The following is a 17,960-nucleotide window of genomic DNA, read 5'->3' as shown; positions in this document are numbered from 1 at the left end:
TTGGCGGGATGAACGTCATCGTTCACCCACACCTCGACAACGTGCCGCGCATGACGGTCTCGACGCGCTTCGCCGAGCTCATGCCGGAAGAGTTCGTCGCCGATCTGAACGCGTGGATGCTTGAGTTCTTCGGTACGAAGAGCGTTGCATACCAGCTGCCCGGCAACCGGATCGCCATGGGCCCGAAGGCATGGGCCGCCCTTCAGGAGATGCCGCGATGAACTGCGAAGCCGGCCAGATGGCCATCATTGTCGGGACCAGGTGCACGCCCGAGAATCTCGGCCGCATCGTCGACGTCGTTTCGCGCGCGACATACGGCGAAGCGTTTGTGATGACGAATGGCGTGCGCATCATGCTCGATACGCCGGAGGCGGAAGTGTGGCGAATCCGGAGCGACGTACCGCTGAAATGGCGCGCCGAGAATGGCGAGATCTTCGAAGCATACGAGATCGCGACGGGCGATCGCTTCCTGCTTCCGGTCACGGGGCTGCAGCTCGAGGACGACGTGCACGACAAGGTGCCAGCGTGACCGGCAAGTATTACGCGGTCATTTCGACGGACTTGTACCGCAGCGATCCGCAGGCGGCGGATAGCGTCGCGCGCGATCTAGGCGTGACGCTTGTCGTGCAAGACACGCTTTTCTCTGCGGACGAGCGCCGCGCCATGGTTGTCTGCGAGGTGCTCGATCGCGTGCAGTTCGATCTCCCGCAGTTCACATTGCCGGGAGAGATCGATAACCGCGCCGCGCGCCGCCGCGCGAAGTTTTCACGTCGCACGAACAGCGACGGGTGGAAGCCATGAACCTCGGTCCCTGCAGATTTTGCGGCGCGGCCGCCAGCGAACCGCGCATCGATCAGATGGAAATCAACTCGTGGATCGGGAGCATCGACTGCACCGGCTGCGATATCACGCTCACGGCGCAATACACCGATGGCTCTCCGGAGCTGGCGGGCGAGCGCATTAGCGAGCTCTGGAATAGCAAGCCGCAAGGATGTCGCATGAGGACGCAAGACTTGCGCGGTCGTCTATTGGACGAATGGGTCAGTCGATCGTTCTATGAGGATCAGCCGGCCCGGTGTCGCGTCGTGGTTCCCGTACGACAAAAGGGCGAGGAGGAGTGGCTGCTCGTGCCATTGCCATTCAGCACATTCTTCTCTGAGGCCGAGCGTGTGGGCATCTTCGAACTCCCTGATGACTGGTACGCGACGTACGCAGGGAAGGCCGCCATTTCCGCGGCGGTGGGGCCGACCGCGGCAATTGCGGCGGCACGCGCCTACGTGATGTCGGTATTCGGTATGGAGGTCAAAGCGTGAAAGCGACGATCAACGCGCGCGGTCAGCTCGTCGTCGAACCGGAGAACGAGCTCGAGGCATATGCGCTCGGGAAATGGTCGGCGGTGAACCTAACGGACTGGTATACGGCGCTTCCGACGGTGAAGTTAAACATCATCGTGAATTGCGAGCGCTGGCCTGCCGCGATGGAGGCGGTGCTGCCAGTCGGAACTATCAAGCCATGAGCAAGGGAACCATTCGTCTCCCCGCCAGCGCGATCACGGGCGGCCGCGTGGGCACGGCGCGGATCCGCGAGCAGATCGCTAGCGCGGCGCGCGAGCTGGCGGACACGACGCCCACGCCGCTCGACGCGGCCATGCGCTCGCTCGCTGGCGCGATGGCCATGTCGGCGCCGGAGGTAATTGCTGCCTGGTGCACATCGCCGATCGAGCGCATGCAGCAGCTCGGGCGCATGGCGCGCGGCCGCCAGAACAAGACCGAGACCGCCTACGAGGACGAAGTACTCAAGCCGCAGCTGCACGCCGGCGAGATCCTCTGGTACCGCTTCGAGGCTATCAAGTTGCGGCTGGCAGACCGCACGTTCATCACCATCGACTTCCCGGTCATCACCGCAGCTGGCCAGCTCGAGTTCCGCGAGGTGAAGGGCCGATGGACGGACGACGCTCGAGCCAAAACGAAAGCGGCCGCCAGCCAGTTCCCATTCCGTTTCATCGCTATTCAGCGCGACGGCCGTCACGGCTGGCGCACCGAAGATCTCACCAGCCGCAGCTGGTGATTCCCCACCTCCCGGAGAAGCTCATGAGCTACGCAATCAACTTTACCGCAGCCAACAAGGCCGAAGCGAAACGGCGAGTCGCCGACGAAATGGCGAAGGTCGTGGAGCAGCAGCGCTGCCACGCGAAGGACAAGGATGCCGCGATCAGCACGGCGCACACGTTCATCGACATGCTGGCGGACGACGACGCGATGGACGTGCGCGTCGACATGTACGGATCGGTCGGCTACCAGTACACGGAAGCCGACCCGTATGGCGAATCGCCGGACGCTCGCTTCACGGCCGCTGGCGTGAACGTCAGCGCATATAGCGTCACGCGCGCGATCGCGCAGCAGGGCGCTGAACAGGCGTAACGCGACGCAGCTCCAGCACCGCCGGCTTCCGTCGGCGGCTCCAATTTCCGCCTGATGGTGAAGCCGATGGCAAACCGATCCAATATCAAACTAGCGCCGACGTGCGCCACATGCCGTTTTGGCCAACCGTCTCCGCCGTCGCCGCGCATGCCACGCGCGTGCCGCAATCCGAAGCTGGAGCATTTGCGCGATCCCGTGGACGGTTGGCTGCCGACCTGTAGCGCTGCGCGTGACGGGGATGGCTTCGGCGACGACCTGTGCGGTCCTGAAGGGCGACATTGGGAGGAGCATGTAGCGCCGCCAGCGCCCTGCGGTCTATTGGCGCGCGCGTGGCGCGTACTGCGCGGCAATGCGTGAAGGAGCGGCAATGCGGAATGAGAAAAAGGGATGCGAACCGCTAGCGGCGCGGCTGGCGGACCTGATGGAAGATGGCATTGAGCGCACGGTGAAGGATTGCGGCGACGCGTTGAACCGATCCCGAAAGACCGTTCAGCGCGCTCTGCATGACCTGTCTCAGGAAGGCCCGATGCAGCAGATTCACATTTGCCGTCGTGACGGCAACGTGCTCGTCTATGTCAACGGCCCGGGCAAGAACGCTGCGGTGAAGACGTGGCGCGATCCTGCTCGAGCTGCTCGCCGCGCGCGTGCCACGGAAGCCGCGCAAGCCGATCGCCCGGCGCAGCTGGCGGACACTGTGCTCGTCGACTGCATGCGCCGAATGGTGAGCTGCGGAACGCCCGTGATCGACCGCCAGCAGGTGGCCGCATGAGCAATTGGCAGGGGCTATATATCATCGCTGCCGTCTATCTATCGCGTGCAATTCCCCCGCGCGCCGCGCTGTTTCTCGGGATCCTAGCTGGCATCTTCGGGTTTGGCGTCCACAGCGGATGGTGGCAGTGATGCTGTCACGCAAAACGCCCATGAAACGCACTGGGTTCAAGCGCAAACCGGATTCGCCATTCAGCAGTCTGGCAAACCGCAGCACGTCGCTGCGCCGCACGTCGATCAAGCACCGCGTACGCAAGCCGACGGTCGAAGAGGGCGCGCATTACCTCGCGGCCTGCCGCGGCGAACCGTGCTATCTGCGCATCCCTGGCGTCTGCCGCCTGAATCCGATCGACGAAACCGTCGTGCCTTGTCATTCGAACCTGCTCGAGCACGGTGCAGGGAAGGGCATCAAGGCCGATCACCGTTTTACCTTCCCCGGCTGCGGCGCGTGCCATTTCTGGCTCGACCAGGGCTCGGCGCCGACGAAACAGGAGCGGCGCGACGCCACGCTCGTAGCGCTCGGCCGCTGGCTTCCCGTGCGCAAACGAAAGATGGCTGCACTGGAGGCCACGCGATGACGCTGGTGCTGACAACCGAAGTGCCGACCATGGTCGCGACGTCGTATCGCGGCCGTGTCTCATATCAACCGGGCTTTGCCGAACACATTGCGCGTGTGCGTGTCGTCAGGCGCATCCGGCTGGCGGACGGCTCGCTGGATCCGGAGCGTGCCGAGGTCGAGGTTTATGTGCCCGAGGACCGCCGCGCTGGCATCGAAGCGCCGCGCGACGCCTGGGTGACACCGGAATACCTGCGCTGCCGCGCGCTGCGGAGCAAAAACAAGAGAAGCCTGCGCGACTTCTTCGAATCCGACGTCATGGAGCTGGCGGTTTGAACCGCCAGCCGGCGCCGCGCACGGATCTGGAAAGCGCGCTTCGGGAGGCATCGCGCGCGGTGCGCGCTGGCCACCCAGAGGAGACGATCAGGATTTCGGCGTCCGCGCTCTGGCTGTTGAGCGAGACGCTGCACGCGCAGAGCAAGCGCATTGAGCAATTGAAGACCATGCAAACCACAAAGGCCATCCGATGAGCGAGACCACCGAAAAACTATTTCGCACGCCGCAAGACGCTCTCGTGTTCGCGTTCAACTATTCGATGCATGGACAGGGACGGCCGCTAATGGACCGTCTCGCCGCGCCTTCGCCACGCACGGGGAAGGGACTATCGGGAAACGACGGCGCCGGGCAGGCGGGAATGGTACGCCGATTCATCGACGGGTCCGACAGCGTCGAATATCTTCGCGGCCTGTGGGAATGGGCACGTGGCAACTACACGCGAGAAGAGATCGAGCAGCTCGAGGAGGCCGGACAGCGCGGGCTCATATTCCTCGAAGAACAGCGACGCTGCAGCTCCGTGTACGTCGAACTCGCGCAACTGACGATCGTCGAGCGTGCGGTCGTGATCGCGCGATTCGCGCCGAAGTCGTTCCAATGCCACTGCCGACATGCGTGCTGCTCTGGATACACGCCGAATCCGGAATGGCAGGACGCCATTCGAGATCTCACGCACGCGGCACTGATTCCGCTCAGCGGCCATCTCTCCCACCATCTCGTGCGACGCAAGCTCGTCGAGGAGGTGTTCGGCGTGAAGGTGAAGCTAGAGCAGCTCGCGGAGAGAGCATCGGTCAGCAAAAACACCGTGACCGCGCACCGGAAGATCATCAAGCTATGGCTTTCCGGCCAGAAGGCACAGCCGGCGAAGGGCACGCGCGAGGCGCAGCCGGCGATCGACGGCGTCGAATCGGCGGCTCGCAAAAAGATCGACAACCTGCTGTCCAGCGTCGGCTTTGTGGGGGCGCCGGAATAATTCGCTTGACGGTTGGGATTTTTCCTCCCAATATAGCGCCCAATCTGACACTGTGAATAAGTGTCTCCAAAGCCCGCACGGCCGCCACCGCGCGGGCTTTTTGCTTCTGGCTTACGGGTGCAACTGCTTTGCAGCTTGATGCGCAAGGTGCTCGATTTCACCGATCGTCAGCGACTCCGGCTCCACGTGAGCTTCGAGCGGAACATAGACGCTTACCGACTCGCCTTGCGGGTTCTGCAATTGCACGTACAGCTTCTTCGGGGTGCCACGTTGGACACCGACAGATACAAGTCTCAGGCTCATTACATTCTCCGTTATGAAAACCGCATGCGTGTGGCGCTCGCGGTCTAACGAGATGCGGGCATAGCGCGCCCAATCAATCCTAGAGTTAACCCTGGATGGCCCGTCGCGGGTCGGTGCATCGCCTTATTCGAGCGCAACGATGAATAAACCGAAGTCCAAGGGCGCCGCGCCCAAAGTGGCAGCGCGCCCGCGCCTCGGCGACAGCGTCATCGTGCGCGCGCCGTATTTCCCGAAGCCGACGGTCGCGATTGTCATCGCAACGTTCGACGACGAGACCGATGACATCGCCGTGCAGGCATTTCCCCTCGGCCGGGATTCGCTGCAGGTGCCGGGAATTCCATTCTTCGATGCGGAACCGGACGCGAGCGTTCGATCGGCGGCATGGCCGGCCTGATGACGATCCGGGTCACGTCGAACGCGCGTGACCTAGCCCGAGGCCTCAACGACTTCATCCAGCGACAGGTGCCGTTCGCGATCGCCCAGGGCATCAACCGCACCGCGCAGCGCGTCGTCGACGCCGAGCGTCAGAACCTCGCGGACACGCTGGACAATCCTTCGCCATTCACGCGCAGCGCCGTCGGGTTGCAGCGCGCGAAGAAGGGCACGCCGACGGCGATCGTCTATATGAAAGACATCACCGCCAGCTATCTGGAGCCGTTCGAGACCGGCGGCCTGCACAAGCTGGCCAGCCGCGCGCTGCTCAACCCGAAGAACATCCGGCTCAACCAATACGGCCAGCTGCCGCGCGGCACGCTCGCAGCGCTGAAGGGCAGGCCTGACGTGTTCATCGGCGCAGTCAAGACGGCATCCGGCGAGACGATCAACGGCGTCTGGCAGCGGCCGACGAACACGAAGCGCGTCACGCTGCTGAATGCTCGTGGCAAACGACTTGGCAAGTTGAACAAGCTCGACGCCACGCAGAACAACGGTCGCGGCAAGCTCAAGCTGCTGATCCGATTCGGCGACGCGCTGCCGGTGAAGAAGCAGCTCAACTGGGGCACGCACGCGAAGCAGATCGTCGATCAGTGGATCGACCGCGACCTCGAGGACGCGCTGGCTGCGGCCTTGAAGACCGCCAAGCGCTGAGAAGGAAGGTCACCCGGTGGATGGTGACCGGGGCCATCCGGCCCCGCCCCGGACCTTACAGGGTCCTTCCGGGAGAGCCATATTACGCGGGCATTGCGCGCGCGCGTTTTTCCCGTTCCTTTGACCGAAAAAAACACGTTACACGTTACACGCTATGGCGGCATCCAATGCGGCTCAAAGGCGCGCCGCGCCTAGCGAAGCGGGTGTAACGCAACGCGGCGCGAAAGCGGGGGGAAAGGGCAGAAACGTTACACCTGAGAGCGTTACACCGGTCGGCACCGACGGTGTGATCGGAAAAGCGGCGCTCGCCGACGCGCTTGGCTGGACGCGACCGAAACTCGACCGGCGCCTCGACAGCGACGAGTCGTTCCCGATCGCGAAGCGCGGCACGCGCGCCGGCGGTTGGGAGTTCGAACTCGCAGCGGTGAAGGCGTATCTGGCTGGCGGCGCGAACGCATCGCGAGCTCGCGCGCCGGCGCCGAGCGCGGCGGCCGCGCCCGATGCGAATCCCTACCCGGGCGCGAAGTACACGGTCCTGCCGCCGAGCGCTGTTCCGCCGCCCGGCGTCGAGCCAGTGGTGCACAGCGGCGAGCAGACCGCTCGGCAGCGCCGCGACCAGGTGCAGGCCGAAATCCTCGAGGACAAGCTGCGGCGCGATCGCGGCGAGCTCGTGCAGGCCGAGGTCATGCGGCAGGTCATCACGAAGATGCTCGTGCACCTCGGCAAGGGCATGGACCGGCTGGCGGATCAGGTCGTCGAGAAGCTCGGGCTTCCGGAAGAGAGCGCGGACGCGATCCGCGAGCTGACCGACGATCTGCGCACGACCATGGTCGACGAGCTGAAAGTGTTGATGGGCCCCGATGCTTGAGAACGCTTACGCCGACCCGTACCAGATCGTGCGCGAGGCGCTGGCCGCCTTCATCCCGCCGGCGCGCGAGACCGTCGCGCAATACGCGGCGCTCAACCGGCGCCTGACGAATCAGGGCGGCGGCTATGTGGGCCGGTGGCACCACGAGAAGGCGCCGTACCTCGTCGCGCCGATGGAGACGCTCACGCGGCTGGATTACCTGACCACGGTCGTGGTCGGGCCGGGCCAGTCTGGCAAGACGGAGGTAGCGCAGAACTGGATGCTGAAGTCGGTCGCGAACGACCCGGGCGACATGCTCTGGTATATGCAGACCGACCCGGGCCTCGAGGCCTTCGTCAAGAGCCGGATCAACACGCAGATCGACGGCCATCCTGAGATGGCCATGCGGCTCGGCTCGCGGCCCGTCGACGATTCGCTGCACTTCAAGCGCTTCGACGGCATGCGTGTCGAGTTCCTCTCCGCGTCGCCGAACAACGTGATTAACAAGTCGGCGCCGCGGATCGTCGCCGACGAGGTCGACGCGTATCCCGAGTCGATGGGCGACATCAAGGCGCTCCTCGATGTGCGCCGGCAGACATTCGGGCGCCAGTCGATGCTGCTTGCGATGAGTCACCCGGACCGCGCGCGTGGGCTGATTCCTGAGCGCGACTGGAGCGCCGGGATCATGGCGATGTACGGCGACAGCGATCGCCGTGTGTGGTACTGGCCTTGCCCGGAGTGCGGCGCGTGGTCGAGCCCAGTGCCGCTCGCAGCGCGCCATATGACGCTCCACTATCCGGAGGACGGCACGCTCGACGAGATCGAGCACGAGACGCGGCTTCTTTGCCCGGTCAATGGCTGCCTGATCGAAGATCGGCATCGCCGTGCGATGAATCTCGCTGCGTATCGCTCGCCGTTCGGCGGATGGATTGGCGACGGACAGGAGATTTCGCAGGACGGCGTCGTGACTGGCGAGCTCGTCGCGCGTAAGAGCGCGGGCTTCTGGATCGTCGGTGCAATGTCGCCGTTCATTCTCGGCGGCATTGGCGGCCTCGCTCGCGCGAAGGTGAAGGCCGAGCGTGAGCTCGAGGTGAGCGGCGACGATCGGGGCCTGCGCCAGGTGACGGTCAAGCAGTTCGGCTTTCCATACGCGCCGAAGCGCGGCGTCGGATCCGTCGACGCGAATGTGCTCGCTGAGCGCGCCGAGCCAGACCTGAAGCTTGGATTTGTCCCGCAGGGCGTTCGTTTCATCACCGCCTTCATCGACGTGCAGATTGCGCACTTCGACTGGCTCATGCGTGGATGGGGCGTCGGTGGCGAAAGCTGGATCATTGATCGCGGTCGCACGCCGGCCGACCCGGCGACTTCCCCCGACGATTGGGACCAGCTGCTCGAGCTGATCAATCGGTCCTATCCACTGTGCGACGGCAGCGGGCGCCACATGCCGATACGGGCGACGGGTTTCGATAGCGGTGGCTCGCCGGGCGTGACGCAACAGGCGTACGCGGCCTGGATGCGTTGGCGCAAGACCCAGAAGTGCGTACGGTTGATTGGGAAGATCGCCGGCCGCGACGCGTGGACCGTGGTTCCGATGAAGGGCGCGAAAACGCTCGAGGCACCGAAGCTGCTCGTGAACTACCCGGACACCGGGCGCCAGGCCAACAAGGCAGCTGCGCGCGGCGCCGTGCCGGTAGCGATGTTCAACCCGAACAGCTTCAAGGACGATCTGATGGGGCAGTTGCAGGGCGCGGAGCCCGGTGACTGGTACGTGCACTTCCCGCGCGAGCTTCGATCTTCCGAAGAACCTCACGTCTGGTTCGAGCAGCTGACCGCTGAGACGCGGCAGAAGAACGGGCGCTGGGAAAAGATCGTGGCCAGCCGCCGCAACGAGGCGCTCGACCAGCTGGTCGGGACGCACGTCGTCGCACACCTTCACGGCCTTCTGAAAATAGATTGGGACAAGCCGCCGTCATGGGCTGCGCCCTGGGACACCAATTCTTCGCTTATCGGCGCGCCAGCGAACACGACGTCGGCGAATGTGCCGACGCAGGTGCCGACCACGTCGGCCGACGGCTCGACGCCGAAGAATCCGAAATCAGCAGTCCACCGTTTCCGCTAATCCTATGGCCACAACCGATATCAGCTCGCCGTATTACGGCATGAGCGACGCGCAGCTGCAGGCCGCGCTCGTCTCGGCGCAGCAGGCCTTGATCGATTTGCGAACGGGCAAAAAAGTAGTCACGGTTTCGTATGCCCAAGGCGGCGGTTCGCGCAGCGCGACGTTCCAGCCGACGGACATGGCGAACCTGCGCATGCTCATTCTTGAGCTGCAGCAGGCACTCAATCCTGGCGTGCGCATCAATCGCCGTCGGTACATCACGCCGGTGTTCTGATGGGAAAGGAACTAGCGATCCTCGACGCCAGCGGCAACCCGATCCGGCGCGCGCGCGGCGAGTACCCGAATGGGATGCCGTTGAACAATCAGGTCGGCGCCTGGTATTTCCCGTATCAGGCGGCTGAGTGGCAGACGCAAGAGATGGGCGCGTGGCTGCCGTGGATCCGTTCGCCCGATGCCGAGATCACGCAGTTTCGCGACCGGATGGTTGCGCGCTCGCGCGATCAGGTTCGCAACGACGGGCGCTCGAGCGGCGGTATTACCCGCATTCTCGACAACGCGATCGGCGCATCTCTGCGCCTTTCGGCCGCTCCTGACTATCGCGCGCTGCGCCTCATCAGCGGGGCGAACTTCGATATCCAGTGGGCGAAGGAATTCGCGAGCGCTGCCGAGGCCCGCTGGCGCATGTTCTCCAACGATCTGGATCGCTACAACGACGTGTCGAGACAACTCACTGTCTCGCAGCAGATGCGTCTCGCCCTGCGCCACAAGCTAATCGACGGTGAAGATCTCATCGTCAACTACTGGAAGCCGGAGCGTGTGGGTCGAGGCGCGGCTCACTACGCGACCTGCTTTCTGGTCGTGGATCCGGACCGCCTGTCGAACCCCATGCAGATGGTCGACACGAAGCATTTGCGCGGTGGTGTCGAGGTCGATGATGACGGCGTGCCTCTCGCATACCACATTCGGCGCGCGCACCAGAACGATTGGTACAACGCCGTCGAGAGCATGGAATGGGAGCGTGTCGAGCGCGAGGATGACGACGGCTGGCGCCGCGTCATTCACGACTACGACCGCGATCGCGCCGGGCAAAACCGCGGCATCGGTGTTTTCATCCCAGTGCTCGCGCACGCGAAGATGCTCGCGCGTTACTACGGGATCGAGCTGCAGGCCGCGGCGCTCGCAGCGACGATCGGCACGTACGTCACGAGCCCATATGATCCGTCGGAAGTGCAGGAGGCGGTCGGCAGCGATCAGGAGCTCAAGTTCTATCAGAGCCTGCGCAAGGAATGGAACGACGAGCGTCCTGCGATGTTCAACGGCGTGCGCATGCCGGCGCTTGCTCCGGGCGAAGACATCAAGTCTGTGACGTCCGATCATCCGCACAACGGCTTCACGGAATTCGTCCACGAGATGCAGGGGTGCGTCGCTTCGGCGCTCGGCGTGCCGATCGAGCAGGTTACGCAGGACTGGTCGAGGAGCAATTACTCGAACATGCGTGGCTCGATGCTCGAGGGCTGGAAGACGTTGATTCGCCGGCGCCTTGACTTTTCCGCCGGCACTGCGACGCCCATGTACGCGGTTTGGCTACGTGAGGCGATGGAGAACGACGAGTTGCCACTGCCGAACGGGGCGCCAGACTTCATCGAAGCTGCCACTGCGTATGCCGCTTGCTCGTGGCTCGGCCCGGCGCGCGGCTGGGTCGACCCGGTCAAGGAACCGCAAGGCTCCATCCTGAAAATGGACGCAGCGCTTACGACGCTCAAGCAGGAAGCGGCCGAGCAGGGCCTCGATTGGGAGGAGGTAATCGACCAGCGTCAGATCGAAATCGAAGCTTTCAGGAAACGCGGCATGCCGCTCCCCGAGTGGGGCGGAAGCGAACTCGCCACGCGCACCGACGAACCTCCCGAAGAGCCGAAGGCAGCATGACTAACTATCCCCACCTTGCCACGCGTCTTTTCAATGTGCCCATCGCGATCCTTCCGCACAAGGCTGAGATCGTGATGGCGGCACTTGCCGATCGTTTTGGCATCGCTCAGCTTTTTCGCGCTGACGGTACCGCGCTCGCACTATCCGGGGGCGCCGCAAAGGCGTTTCTCGACGCGGAAGACGATAGCGAAGAGGCACAGTACAAGCCCTACGAGGTTGTCGAGGGCGTCGCGCGCATTCCGATCGAAGGAACGCTCGTGCACAAGCTAGGCACGCTGTACCCATTTTCCGGTATGACGGGCTACGACGGGATCCGAGCGCTGCTCAGCATGGCGCTTGGCGATCCTGACGTGCGCGCGATCATGCTCGACATCGATTCGCCAGGCGGCGAAGTTGCCGGATGCTTCGATCTCGTCGACGCGATCTACGATGCGCGCGGACGCAAGCCGATCTGGGCTGTGCTCACTGAGAGCGCCTACTCGGCCGCGTACGCGATCGCCAGCGCGGCCGACAGAATTATCGTTCCGCGCACGGGCGGCACGGGCAGCGTCGGCGTCATTTGCATGCACGTCGACATGTCGCAAGCGCTGAGCAAGGCTGGTATCGACGTGACGCTCATTCACTACGGCGCCCTGAAGGCCGATGGGAACGAGTTCAATCCCCTTTCCAAAGAGGCGCTCAAGCGCTTCCAGGCGGACGTGGACGCGATGGGCGAGATCTTCGTCAAGACCGTCGCGCGAAACCGCGATCTCAAAACGGCCATCGTTCGTGACACGGAGGCCGGTACGTTTCTCGGCGCTGCCGGCGTCGAAATTGGCTTCGCTGATGCTGTCATGGCACCGGATGAGGCCTTCGCTTCCCTGCTCGACGAGCTGGGCTGATTCATCCCACCAACAGGGTAAATCCAATGAGCAATCTGTTTCGAAACCTTGCCTCGCGAGGTGGGTTGAGCTTCGCCCATCTCGGTCGCGGCCCACGCGCATCCGACGACCGTCAGGATGATGACGACGACAGCGGCAAGGGTAAGAAGGGCAAGCGCGCGTCCGACGATGAAGACGATCAGCAGCAGGATCGCGAGGACGGCAACAGCAAGAAGGGCAAGCGCGCCGAGGGCGGTGATTCGGACGACGACGACGACGACGACAAAGGCAAACGTGGCAAGCGCGCGTCCGATGACGACGAGCGCCAGGATGACGACGACAGTGGCAAGGGCAAAAAGGGCAAACGCGCGTCCGATGACGATGACGACGAGCGAGCCGAAGAAGGCGATGACGACGAGGAAGAGATGCGCGGCAAGAGTGCGGTTGCTCGCGCGCGTCGCCGAGAGCGTGCGCGGTGCGCCGCGATCTTCGCGTGCAAGGGCGCCGGCCGCAATCCGGTTCTGGCCTGCAAGCTGGCATTCACGACGACCATGACGCGCAATGAAGCGATCGAGGTTCTCGACGAAACGCCGGCGCCGGAGGGCAGTCGTGGGCGTCGACAGAATCCGAACCTCGGCATCGACGGGGATCGCAACGTGACCAGCGCGCAGGCAGTTGAGGCGAGCTGGGATCGTGCGTTCCAGAAGGCCGGCGCCAAGCCGCGGCGCGGCCGCTAGGCTGACGCGGCACAGTCCACTCCCTAACTCTGGAATCCGATCATGGCTCAGACTCCTCTCATCGAAAACCGGCACGACGGTGGCTTTCTCGTGTCGGAGGCGCGCGGGCACCGTTCGCGCGACGCGGCTACGTTCAGCGGTGCCGTGAAGCACCTCCCCGGCGAAGTCATTGCGAAGAAAGCCGCTGGCACGGCAACGGCCACGGCAAAGGCAGGCAACACGGGTAACGGCGTGTTCACGCTCGACGCGACCACGCCTGTCCTTCCGAACGCGAAGGCGGGCATTTACGCGGTGCGATGCATGATCGCCGCCACGAACAGCGGCACGTTCCGCGTGTTCGATCCGAACGGCGAAGTGGTAGGCGACATCGTGGTTGGCCAGACGTTTGCCGACCAGATCAAGTTTGCGATCGCAGATGGCGCGACCGACTTTATCGTCGGCGACGAGTTCGACGTCGATGTCTCGGTGGTGTCCGGTACGTTTGTGCCCCTGAACCCGACGGCGACCGATGGCACGCAGATCGCAGCCGGCATCTCGTTCGGCACGTACGACGCAACGTCGGCCGACGTGCCGGGTCTTGCGGTGGTGCGCGATGCCGAAGTGAATGGTGGCGAACTGATCTGGCCGACGGGCATCACTGCGGCGCAGATCGCGACTGCTGAAGGGCAGCTCGTATCGCGGGGAATCATCACCCGTTAAGTCTCACCCTCGGGGTTTTCACATCATTTGTCCCATGGCCGCGCAAGCGGCCATTATTTTTTCTGGAGCCAAATAATGGCCAGCTTGGACGTATTCCATCAGGATGCCTTCTCGACCATCCAGCTCACTGCTGCGGTCGACAAATATCCGTACCAGCCGACGGGGCTCGGCGAACTCGATATTTTCGAGGATGAGCCGATCCGCAACACGACGCTCGCTGTCGAGCAACGTCAGGGCCAGCTGATCATCATTCCGACGTCGCCGCGCGGCGCGGAAGGCACGCAGCGTGTCACCGAACAGCGTCAGGCGCGCTACTTCAAGGTGCCTCGTCTGATGCATGACGATACGATCTACGCGAATGAAATCCAGGACATCCGTGCGTTCGGTACGGAATCGGAGCTCATGCAGCTGCAGGCGGAACTGGCTCGTCGCGTCAGCGGCCCGACGGGCATCCTGCGCAATATCGAGTACACGTGGGAATATCACCGGCTCGCTGCGGTGCAGGGGCTGTTGCTGGACAAAGACGGTTCGGTGATTTTTGACTTCTTCGACGAGTTCGGCATCACGCCGGCGACTGAAGTGGGCTTCGATCTTCCTGCCGGAACCGCGAACAGCATCCGACCGATCTGCAACGTGATCCGCCGGGCGATGATGCGCAAAGCCCAGGGTGCATGGCTTCCCTCCACGCGCGTTTATGCCATGTGCGGCGATCAGTTCTACGACGACTTCGTCAACCATCCGGACGTGATCCGCACGTTCTTGAATTGGTCGGCCGCCGCAGATCTGCGTGACGACGCCCAGGGCGCCGCGTTCGATACGTTCAAGTTCGCCGGGATCTACTGGATGAACTATCGCGGTTCGGACGACAACACGACGATCAAGATACCGGACGACAAGGTCAAATTCTTCCCGGTCGGTGCGCCCGGCGTTTTCCGCCGCGCGCTCGCGCCGGGCGAGTCGTTCGAATGGGTCAATACGCCGGGCAAACCGATGTACATGATCCCGATCTTCGATCGCGACCGCAATTCGTGGTGGAAGGTCGAAGGCTACAGCTACCCGCTGCATATCTGCACGCGTCCGGAGATGCTGCAGAGCGGTCGTCTGGAATCCTGACGTGATCGACTTCGACGGCACGCTCAACGCCGCGATCAGCGCGACGTTGGGCGACGAGAAGCCCGTCATCTTTCTCCCGAAGGACGGCGGCAGCTTCGCAGGCCTGCTCGGCGTTTTCACGCTGATCACGGATCACACGTTCGACGAGGCTGGCGAGGCGCAGGGGAATATCACCGTCGCCACGCTCGGCATGCAGGTATCGCAGTTTGCCGCGCTCGGCGCGCCTTCCCCTGCGCAGAGCGACAGCTTTCAGGTAGGAGGCGTTGCGTACGTCGTGAAGGATGCGGCGATCGACGGACTCGGCTGGCTCTATATGGATCTGGGCAAGCAATGACGACTTCCAGCAACCTTCGCGAGCTTGCGGTACAGGGGCTCACGGTCAGCGGCGCGACGGCGGCCGGGTCGAACGTCTATTCGCCACGCACCTGGGCGACATGGGACGGGAAGTATCCGATGCTGCTCGTGCAGACACCCGACGAGCACGGCGAAAGCTGGGGACGGCAGGGAGCGCCAGCATTCACCGTCGTAACGACGCTGCGCGTTACGGCGCGTGCGCAGGCAGCAGCGCTAGCGAATGACGCTGCTGCGGCGGCTGTTGAAGAGCAGCTCGAGGTCATGCGCGAGCAGATCAAAGCGGCTCTCATCAACTACCCGCCCATCATGAGCCTCCTGCAGCAGTTCCCTGCATTTCGATCGACGATCAACGTGCCTCGAGAAGGTCAGTCGCCGATCGGCGAGCTCACGCTCGACCTCGAGATGGAGCACGTGCAGGGGCCCGACGACTTTTACCAGCCGGCCGCAGTGCCGCTCCAGGGCGTCGATCTGACCATCGAAATGCCCGATGGCACGACCGAGCCCGGGCTGACGATCGACCTTCCGCAAACCTGAGCGGCGCTCGCGCGCCATTGGAGCTTTCCATGTACGTGAAACCCGCACCGGGTCTGATGCTGCGTGACCCGGTCACGAAGCAGCTATTGTCCGCCGCGCCTGTCGAGGGCGTCAAAACCACCGTCGTGCCGGACGAAGGCATGCTCGTCGACGACAACGATTTGTACTGGCGCCGCCGTCTGCGCGACGGCGACGCCGTGCGCGCGACCGGTCAGAAGTCCACAACGCCGGCGAGCAGCTCCGCTGCACCCGCAGTGGCCGCGGCAGCGGCCACCGAAAAGACCTCGAGCTAACAGATCCGTGCGCTGTCCGTGAGCCCCGCTTCGGCGGGGCTCTTTGTTTGGGCGGCGACATCGTCACCGGAGCCATCGAATGGGCGACATTTCCTTTCCCAATATCCCGCAGGACCTGCGCGTTCCGCTGTTCTATGCGGACATCGACCCGAGCAACGCGAATACGGGCCAACAGACGCAACGCGCATTGATTATCGGGCAGATCTTGAGCTCCGGCTCCGGCGTGGCTGGCGTTCCGCGAATCTGCCAGGGCGTGAACGACGCGAAGGCCGTCGGCGGCCAAGGCTCGATGCTCGCGCTGATGACGGCCGCCTATCGCAAGCGCGACGCCTTCGGCGAGGTCTGGTATCTGCCGCTCGCGGATGGCGCTTCGTCGGTCGCCGCTGTCGGCAGTATCAACTTCACGAGCCCGCCGACGGCGACGGGCGTCCTGTCGCTCTACATCGGTGGCCAGCTTGTTTCGCTGGTCGTCACTCCGACGATGACTGCGGCCCAAATTGCAACGGCACTCGTCTCGCAGATCGGCACGCTGCCGGATCTGCCGGTGACGGCAGCGGTTGACGGCACTGTCACTACGAAGGTCGATTTCACGGCGAAGAACAAGGGGCTCGCTGGCAACGATATCGACCTGCAGCTGAACTACGGCGGCACGCCGGCGGGCGAATCGACGCCGGCAGGTCTCGCGACGACGATCGTAGCAATGACCGGCGGCCTTGTTGCCCCGGACGTCGTCGACGCGCTCGCGAATCTCGGCGATCAGGAATTCGACTTCATCGCGTTCCCGTACACCGACAGCACGTCACTCGATGCAATCAAGTCCTTCCTGAGCACGCAGAACGGACGTTGGAGCTGGCTGGAGCAGCTCTATGGTGGCGCATATGCTGCCTATCGCGGCACTCTCGCCGGACTCACGACTTTCGGTGTCACGCGCAACGACGAACACGCTTCCATCATGGGGTTCAACGGCTCGCCGACGCCTAGCTGGGTGATCGCTGCCGACTATGCGGCGGCTGTTGCGGTAGAGGCGCGCGCTGACCCCGGTCTTCCGCTCCAGACCGTCTCTCTCGCGACGATGCAAGCGCCCCCGCTTGCAATGAGATTTGCGACACCTGATCGAAACACGCTGCTCTACGACGGCATCTCGACGTTCACCGTTGCCGATGACGGAACATGCGCGATCGAGAACGCGATCACGACTTACCAGAAGAACGCGTTCGGTGATCCTGACGACAGCTATCTGGAAGTCGAGACGATGAATCTCTTGGCGTATGTGCTACGCCGGCTGAAGTCGGTTGTCACAACGAAATTCGCACGCAAAAAACTCGCGGCCGACGGCACTCGCGTTGTCCCGGGCACGAATGTCGTTTTGCCTTCGACCATTCGCGCGGAGCTGATCGCCGAATACCAGTCGATGGAAGAGGACGGATACGTGCAGGGCAGCAGCGTGTTTGCGCAAGGCCTGATTGTTCAGCAAAGCACGGTCAACCCCAATCGAGTGAACGTGCTTTATCCGGCTTACCTCATCGACCAGTTGCGCATCTTCGCGCTGTTGATGCAGTTCTCGAACATCGTCCCCGCCACCTCGAGCTGATCGCGCGAGCAAACACCCTGATGCGCCGCACACCGGCGCTCTCTCTTCTTCTGGAGCCTCGCAATGGCATCTCCCACCGGATTGCTCGCCGGCACCGCGTCGCTGACGGTCGACGGTACGACGTACATGATCACAGGCGACTTCAAATACAAGCCGGCCAGCAGGAAACGCGAAACGCTGGCGGGCATGGACCGCGTACACGGCTACAAGGAAAAGCCGTCGGCGCCGTACATCTCTTTCAACCTCCGCGATTGGGGCGGCCTGACGGTCGCATCGATCAACGACTGGACCGACGTCACGTGCGTCGCGCAGCTCGCGAATGGCAAGACCATCATCGGGCGCGACATGTGGTCGGTCGAGGAACAGGAAGTCGACTCCGAAGACGCGAAGTTCGATGTGCGTCTCGAGGGTCCCGACGATTGCGTCACTGAAACCACCACGAGCTGAA

General features: G+C 63.5%; 28 protein-coding genes. 27 read left to right on the top strand and 1 reads right to left on the bottom strand.

Features of this window, described 5'->3' with window-relative positions; all coding sequences use genetic code 11:
• The first annotated feature begins 8 nt into the window (after positions 1 to 8).
• The 12 genes from AB4Y42_RS34565 (at position 9) to AB4Y42_RS34510 (ending at position 5,050) form a co-directional block, all read left to right on the top strand.
• Positions 9 to 221: a hypothetical protein gene (locus AB4Y42_RS34565; RefSeq protein WP_368696675.1), complete on the top strand. Its 213-nt coding sequence runs from the start codon at positions 9 to 11 to the stop codon at positions 219 to 221.
• Positions 218 to 529, top strand: coding sequence for a hypothetical protein (locus AB4Y42_RS34560; protein WP_368696674.1), 312 nt, complete (start codon positions 218 to 220; stop codon positions 527 to 529). The genes AB4Y42_RS34565 and AB4Y42_RS34560 overlap by 4 nt, the downstream gene beginning before the upstream one ends.
• On the top strand, positions 526 to 801 hold the full coding sequence (locus AB4Y42_RS34555; RefSeq protein WP_368696673.1) for a hypothetical protein: 276 nt from the start codon (positions 526 to 528) through the stop codon (positions 799 to 801). The genes AB4Y42_RS34560 and AB4Y42_RS34555 overlap by 4 nt, the downstream gene beginning before the upstream one ends.
• Positions 798 to 1,313 carry a hypothetical protein gene (locus AB4Y42_RS34550; RefSeq protein WP_368696672.1) on the top strand — a complete coding sequence of 172 codons (516 nt, stop codon included), beginning with the start codon at positions 798 to 800 and terminating at the stop codon, positions 1,311 to 1,313. Before AB4Y42_RS34555 ends, AB4Y42_RS34550 begins: the two co-directional genes overlap by 4 nt.
• Positions 1,310 to 1,516: a hypothetical protein gene (locus tag AB4Y42_RS34545; RefSeq protein ID WP_368696671.1), complete on the top strand. Its 207-nt coding sequence runs from the start codon at positions 1,310 to 1,312 to the stop codon at positions 1,514 to 1,516. The genes AB4Y42_RS34550 and AB4Y42_RS34545 overlap by 4 nt, the downstream gene beginning before the upstream one ends.
• Positions 1,513 to 2,067: a hypothetical protein gene (locus AB4Y42_RS34540; protein ID WP_368696670.1), complete on the top strand. Its 555-nt coding sequence runs from the start codon at positions 1,513 to 1,515 to the stop codon at positions 2,065 to 2,067. Before AB4Y42_RS34545 ends, AB4Y42_RS34540 begins: the two co-directional genes overlap by 4 nt.
• Before the next feature lie 23 nt (positions 2,068 to 2,090).
• The gene (locus tag AB4Y42_RS34535) at positions 2,091 to 2,420 is read left to right on the top strand and encodes a hypothetical protein (RefSeq protein WP_368696669.1); all 330 of its coding nucleotides are present in this window, start codon (positions 2,091 to 2,093) and stop codon (positions 2,418 to 2,420) included.
• Positions 2,421 to 2,769: 349 nt separating this feature from the next.
• Positions 2,770 to 3,189 (top strand): hypothetical protein, encoded by a 420-nt coding sequence (locus AB4Y42_RS34530; RefSeq protein WP_368696668.1) that lies wholly within the window; start codon positions 2,770 to 2,772, stop codon positions 3,187 to 3,189.
• A gap of 151 nt (positions 3,190 to 3,340) precedes the next feature.
• The gene (locus tag AB4Y42_RS34525) at positions 3,341 to 3,766 is read left to right on the top strand and encodes a nuclease domain-containing protein (RefSeq protein ID WP_368696667.1); all 426 of its coding nucleotides are present in this window, start codon (positions 3,341 to 3,343) and stop codon (positions 3,764 to 3,766) included.
• Positions 3,763 to 4,080 (top strand): hypothetical protein, encoded by a 318-nt coding sequence (locus tag AB4Y42_RS34520; RefSeq protein WP_368696666.1) that lies wholly within the window; start codon positions 3,763 to 3,765, stop codon positions 4,078 to 4,080. The genes AB4Y42_RS34525 and AB4Y42_RS34520 overlap by 4 nt, the downstream gene beginning before the upstream one ends.
• Positions 4,077 to 4,274: a hypothetical protein gene (locus AB4Y42_RS34515; RefSeq protein ID WP_368696665.1), complete on the top strand. Its 198-nt coding sequence runs from the start codon at positions 4,077 to 4,079 to the stop codon at positions 4,272 to 4,274. Before AB4Y42_RS34520 ends, AB4Y42_RS34515 begins: the two co-directional genes overlap by 4 nt.
• Before the next feature lie 89 nt (positions 4,275 to 4,363).
• Positions 4,364 to 5,050, top strand: a complete 687-nt coding sequence (locus AB4Y42_RS34510) for a hypothetical protein (RefSeq protein ID WP_368696664.1) — start codon at positions 4,364 to 4,366, stop codon at positions 5,048 to 5,050.
• 111 nt (positions 5,051 to 5,161) lie between these two features.
• On the opposite strand, the gene AB4Y42_RS34505 is transcribed toward AB4Y42_RS34510, so the two are convergent.
• A complete protein-coding gene (locus tag AB4Y42_RS34505) occupies positions 5,162 to 5,353 on the bottom strand; it encodes a hypothetical protein (protein ID WP_368696663.1) in 192 nt (63 codons plus the stop codon).
• A 139-nt stretch (positions 5,354 to 5,492) separates the two neighbouring features.
• On the opposite strand from AB4Y42_RS34505, the gene AB4Y42_RS34500 reads away from it, so the two are divergent.
• The 15 genes from AB4Y42_RS34500 (at position 5,493) to AB4Y42_RS34430 (ending at position 17,959) form a co-directional block, all read left to right on the top strand.
• Positions 5,493 to 5,747 carry a hypothetical protein gene (locus tag AB4Y42_RS34500; RefSeq protein WP_368696662.1) on the top strand — a complete coding sequence of 85 codons (255 nt, stop codon included), beginning with the start codon at positions 5,493 to 5,495 and terminating at the stop codon, positions 5,745 to 5,747.
• Positions 5,735 to 6,439 carry a hypothetical protein gene (locus AB4Y42_RS34495; RefSeq protein ID WP_368696661.1) on the top strand — a complete coding sequence of 235 codons (705 nt, stop codon included), beginning with the start codon at positions 5,735 to 5,737 and terminating at the stop codon, positions 6,437 to 6,439. Before AB4Y42_RS34500 ends, AB4Y42_RS34495 begins: the two co-directional genes overlap by 13 nt.
• A gap of 286 nt (positions 6,440 to 6,725) precedes the next feature.
• A complete protein-coding gene (locus AB4Y42_RS34490) occupies positions 6,726 to 7,307 on the top strand; it encodes a hypothetical protein (RefSeq protein WP_368696660.1) in 582 nt (193 codons plus the stop codon).
• Positions 7,300 to 9,405 (top strand): terminase gpA endonuclease subunit, encoded by a 2,106-nt coding sequence (locus AB4Y42_RS34485; protein WP_368696659.1) that lies wholly within the window; start codon positions 7,300 to 7,302, stop codon positions 9,403 to 9,405. Before AB4Y42_RS34490 ends, AB4Y42_RS34485 begins: the two co-directional genes overlap by 8 nt.
• Before the next feature lie 4 nt (positions 9,406 to 9,409).
• Entirely contained in the window at positions 9,410 to 9,679 is a 270-nt protein-coding gene (gpW, locus tag AB4Y42_RS34480; RefSeq protein ID WP_175777511.1) for a gpW family head-tail joining protein, read from the top strand.
• Positions 9,679 to 11,331, top strand: a complete 1,653-nt coding sequence (locus AB4Y42_RS34475; protein ID WP_368696658.1) for a phage portal protein — start codon at positions 9,679 to 9,681, stop codon at positions 11,329 to 11,331. Before gpW ends, AB4Y42_RS34475 begins: the two co-directional genes overlap by 1 nt.
• Positions 11,332 to 11,366: 35 nt before the next feature.
• Positions 11,367 to 12,212 carry a S49 family peptidase gene (locus AB4Y42_RS34470; protein ID WP_368696657.1) on the top strand — a complete coding sequence of 282 codons (846 nt, stop codon included), beginning with the start codon at positions 11,367 to 11,369 and terminating at the stop codon, positions 12,210 to 12,212.
• Positions 12,213 to 12,238: 26 nt separating this feature from the next.
• Positions 12,239 to 12,928: a hypothetical protein gene (locus AB4Y42_RS34465; protein WP_368696656.1), complete on the top strand. Its 690-nt coding sequence runs from the start codon at positions 12,239 to 12,241 to the stop codon at positions 12,926 to 12,928.
• Between the two features lie 42 nt (positions 12,929 to 12,970).
• Positions 12,971 to 13,627, top strand: coding sequence for a head decoration protein (locus AB4Y42_RS34460; protein WP_368696655.1), 657 nt, complete (start codon positions 12,971 to 12,973; stop codon positions 13,625 to 13,627).
• Between the two features lie 75 nt (positions 13,628 to 13,702).
• The gene (locus AB4Y42_RS34455) at positions 13,703 to 14,740 is read left to right on the top strand and encodes a major capsid protein (protein ID WP_368696654.1); all 1,038 of its coding nucleotides are present in this window, start codon (positions 13,703 to 13,705) and stop codon (positions 14,738 to 14,740) included.
• Between the two features lies 1 nt (position 14,741).
• Positions 14,742 to 15,074: a hypothetical protein gene (locus AB4Y42_RS34450; protein ID WP_368696653.1), complete on the top strand. Its 333-nt coding sequence runs from the start codon at positions 14,742 to 14,744 to the stop codon at positions 15,072 to 15,074.
• The gene (locus AB4Y42_RS34445) at positions 15,071 to 15,628 is read left to right on the top strand and encodes an ABC transporter permease (RefSeq protein WP_368696652.1); all 558 of its coding nucleotides are present in this window, start codon (positions 15,071 to 15,073) and stop codon (positions 15,626 to 15,628) included. Before AB4Y42_RS34450 ends, AB4Y42_RS34445 begins: the two co-directional genes overlap by 4 nt.
• Before the next feature lie 29 nt (positions 15,629 to 15,657).
• Complete coding sequence (locus AB4Y42_RS34440) at positions 15,658 to 15,921, top strand: DUF2635 domain-containing protein (RefSeq protein WP_368696651.1); 264 nt, start codon at positions 15,658 to 15,660, stop codon at positions 15,919 to 15,921.
• A 79-nt stretch (positions 15,922 to 16,000) separates the two neighbouring features.
• Positions 16,001 to 17,512: a phage tail sheath subtilisin-like domain-containing protein gene (locus AB4Y42_RS34435; RefSeq protein WP_368696650.1), complete on the top strand. Its 1,512-nt coding sequence runs from the start codon at positions 16,001 to 16,003 to the stop codon at positions 17,510 to 17,512.
• A gap of 63 nt (positions 17,513 to 17,575) precedes the next feature.
• Positions 17,576 to 17,959, top strand: coding sequence for a phage tail tube protein (locus tag AB4Y42_RS34430; RefSeq protein WP_368696649.1), 384 nt, complete (start codon positions 17,576 to 17,578; stop codon positions 17,957 to 17,959).
• Position 17,960: the final 1 nt, after the last annotated feature.

Origin of the sequence: Paraburkholderia sp. EG286B (genome assembly GCF_040965655.1) — a bacterium.
Lineage (GTDB): Bacteria > Pseudomonadota > Gammaproteobacteria > Burkholderiales > Burkholderiaceae > Paraburkholderia.
This window is presented reverse-complemented; position numbering and strand designations above follow the sequence as displayed.

What these genes read in the sequence shown, in the direction of transcription:
- AB4Y42_RS34565 (WP_368696675.1), top strand. Translation starts at nt 9, where the DNA reads ATGAACGTCATCGTTCACCCACACCTCGACAACGTGCCGCGCATGACG.
- AB4Y42_RS34560 (WP_368696674.1), top strand. Translation starts at nt 218, where the DNA reads ATGAACTGCGAAGCCGGCCAGATGGCCATCATTGTCGGGACCAGGTGC.
- AB4Y42_RS34550 (WP_368696672.1), top strand. Translation starts at nt 798, where the DNA reads ATGAACCTCGGTCCCTGCAGATTTTGCGGCGCGGCCGCCAGCGAACCG.
- AB4Y42_RS34540 (WP_368696670.1), top strand. Translation starts at nt 1,513, where the DNA reads ATGAGCAAGGGAACCATTCGTCTCCCCGCCAGCGCGATCACGGGCGGC.
- AB4Y42_RS34535 (WP_368696669.1), top strand. Translation starts at nt 2,091, where the DNA reads ATGAGCTACGCAATCAACTTTACCGCAGCCAACAAGGCCGAAGCGAAA.
- AB4Y42_RS34530 (WP_368696668.1), top strand. Translation starts at nt 2,770, where the DNA reads ATGCGTGAAGGAGCGGCAATGCGGAATGAGAAAAAGGGATGCGAACCG.
- AB4Y42_RS34525 (WP_368696667.1), top strand. Translation starts at nt 3,341, where the DNA reads ATGAAACGCACTGGGTTCAAGCGCAAACCGGATTCGCCATTCAGCAGT.
- AB4Y42_RS34520 (WP_368696666.1), top strand. Translation starts at nt 3,763, where the DNA reads ATGACGCTGGTGCTGACAACCGAAGTGCCGACCATGGTCGCGACGTCG.
- AB4Y42_RS34510 (WP_368696664.1), top strand. Translation starts at nt 4,364, where the DNA reads ATGGACCGTCTCGCCGCGCCTTCGCCACGCACGGGGAAGGGACTATCG.
- AB4Y42_RS34505 (WP_368696663.1), bottom strand. Translation starts at nt 5,353, where the DNA reads ATGAGCCTGAGACTTGTATCTGTCGGTGTCCAACGTGGCACCCCGAAG.
- AB4Y42_RS34500 (WP_368696662.1), top strand. Translation starts at nt 5,493, where the DNA reads ATGAATAAACCGAAGTCCAAGGGCGCCGCGCCCAAAGTGGCAGCGCGC.
- AB4Y42_RS34495 (WP_368696661.1), top strand. Translation starts at nt 5,735, where the DNA reads ATGGCCGGCCTGATGACGATCCGGGTCACGTCGAACGCGCGTGACCTA.
- AB4Y42_RS34485 (WP_368696659.1), top strand. Translation starts at nt 7,300, where the DNA reads ATGCTTGAGAACGCTTACGCCGACCCGTACCAGATCGTGCGCGAGGCG.
- gpW (WP_175777511.1), top strand. Translation starts at nt 9,410, where the DNA reads ATGGCCACAACCGATATCAGCTCGCCGTATTACGGCATGAGCGACGCG.
- AB4Y42_RS34475 (WP_368696658.1), top strand. Translation starts at nt 9,679, where the DNA reads ATGGGAAAGGAACTAGCGATCCTCGACGCCAGCGGCAACCCGATCCGG.
- AB4Y42_RS34465 (WP_368696656.1), top strand. Translation starts at nt 12,239, where the DNA reads ATGAGCAATCTGTTTCGAAACCTTGCCTCGCGAGGTGGGTTGAGCTTC.
- AB4Y42_RS34460 (WP_368696655.1), top strand. Translation starts at nt 12,971, where the DNA reads ATGGCTCAGACTCCTCTCATCGAAAACCGGCACGACGGTGGCTTTCTC.
- AB4Y42_RS34455 (WP_368696654.1), top strand. Translation starts at nt 13,703, where the DNA reads ATGGCCAGCTTGGACGTATTCCATCAGGATGCCTTCTCGACCATCCAG.
- AB4Y42_RS34445 (WP_368696652.1), top strand. Translation starts at nt 15,071, where the DNA reads ATGACGACTTCCAGCAACCTTCGCGAGCTTGCGGTACAGGGGCTCACG.
- AB4Y42_RS34440 (WP_368696651.1), top strand. Translation starts at nt 15,658, where the DNA reads ATGTACGTGAAACCCGCACCGGGTCTGATGCTGCGTGACCCGGTCACG.
- AB4Y42_RS34435 (WP_368696650.1), top strand. Translation starts at nt 16,001, where the DNA reads ATGGGCGACATTTCCTTTCCCAATATCCCGCAGGACCTGCGCGTTCCG.
- AB4Y42_RS34430 (WP_368696649.1), top strand. Translation starts at nt 17,576, where the DNA reads ATGGCATCTCCCACCGGATTGCTCGCCGGCACCGCGTCGCTGACGGTC.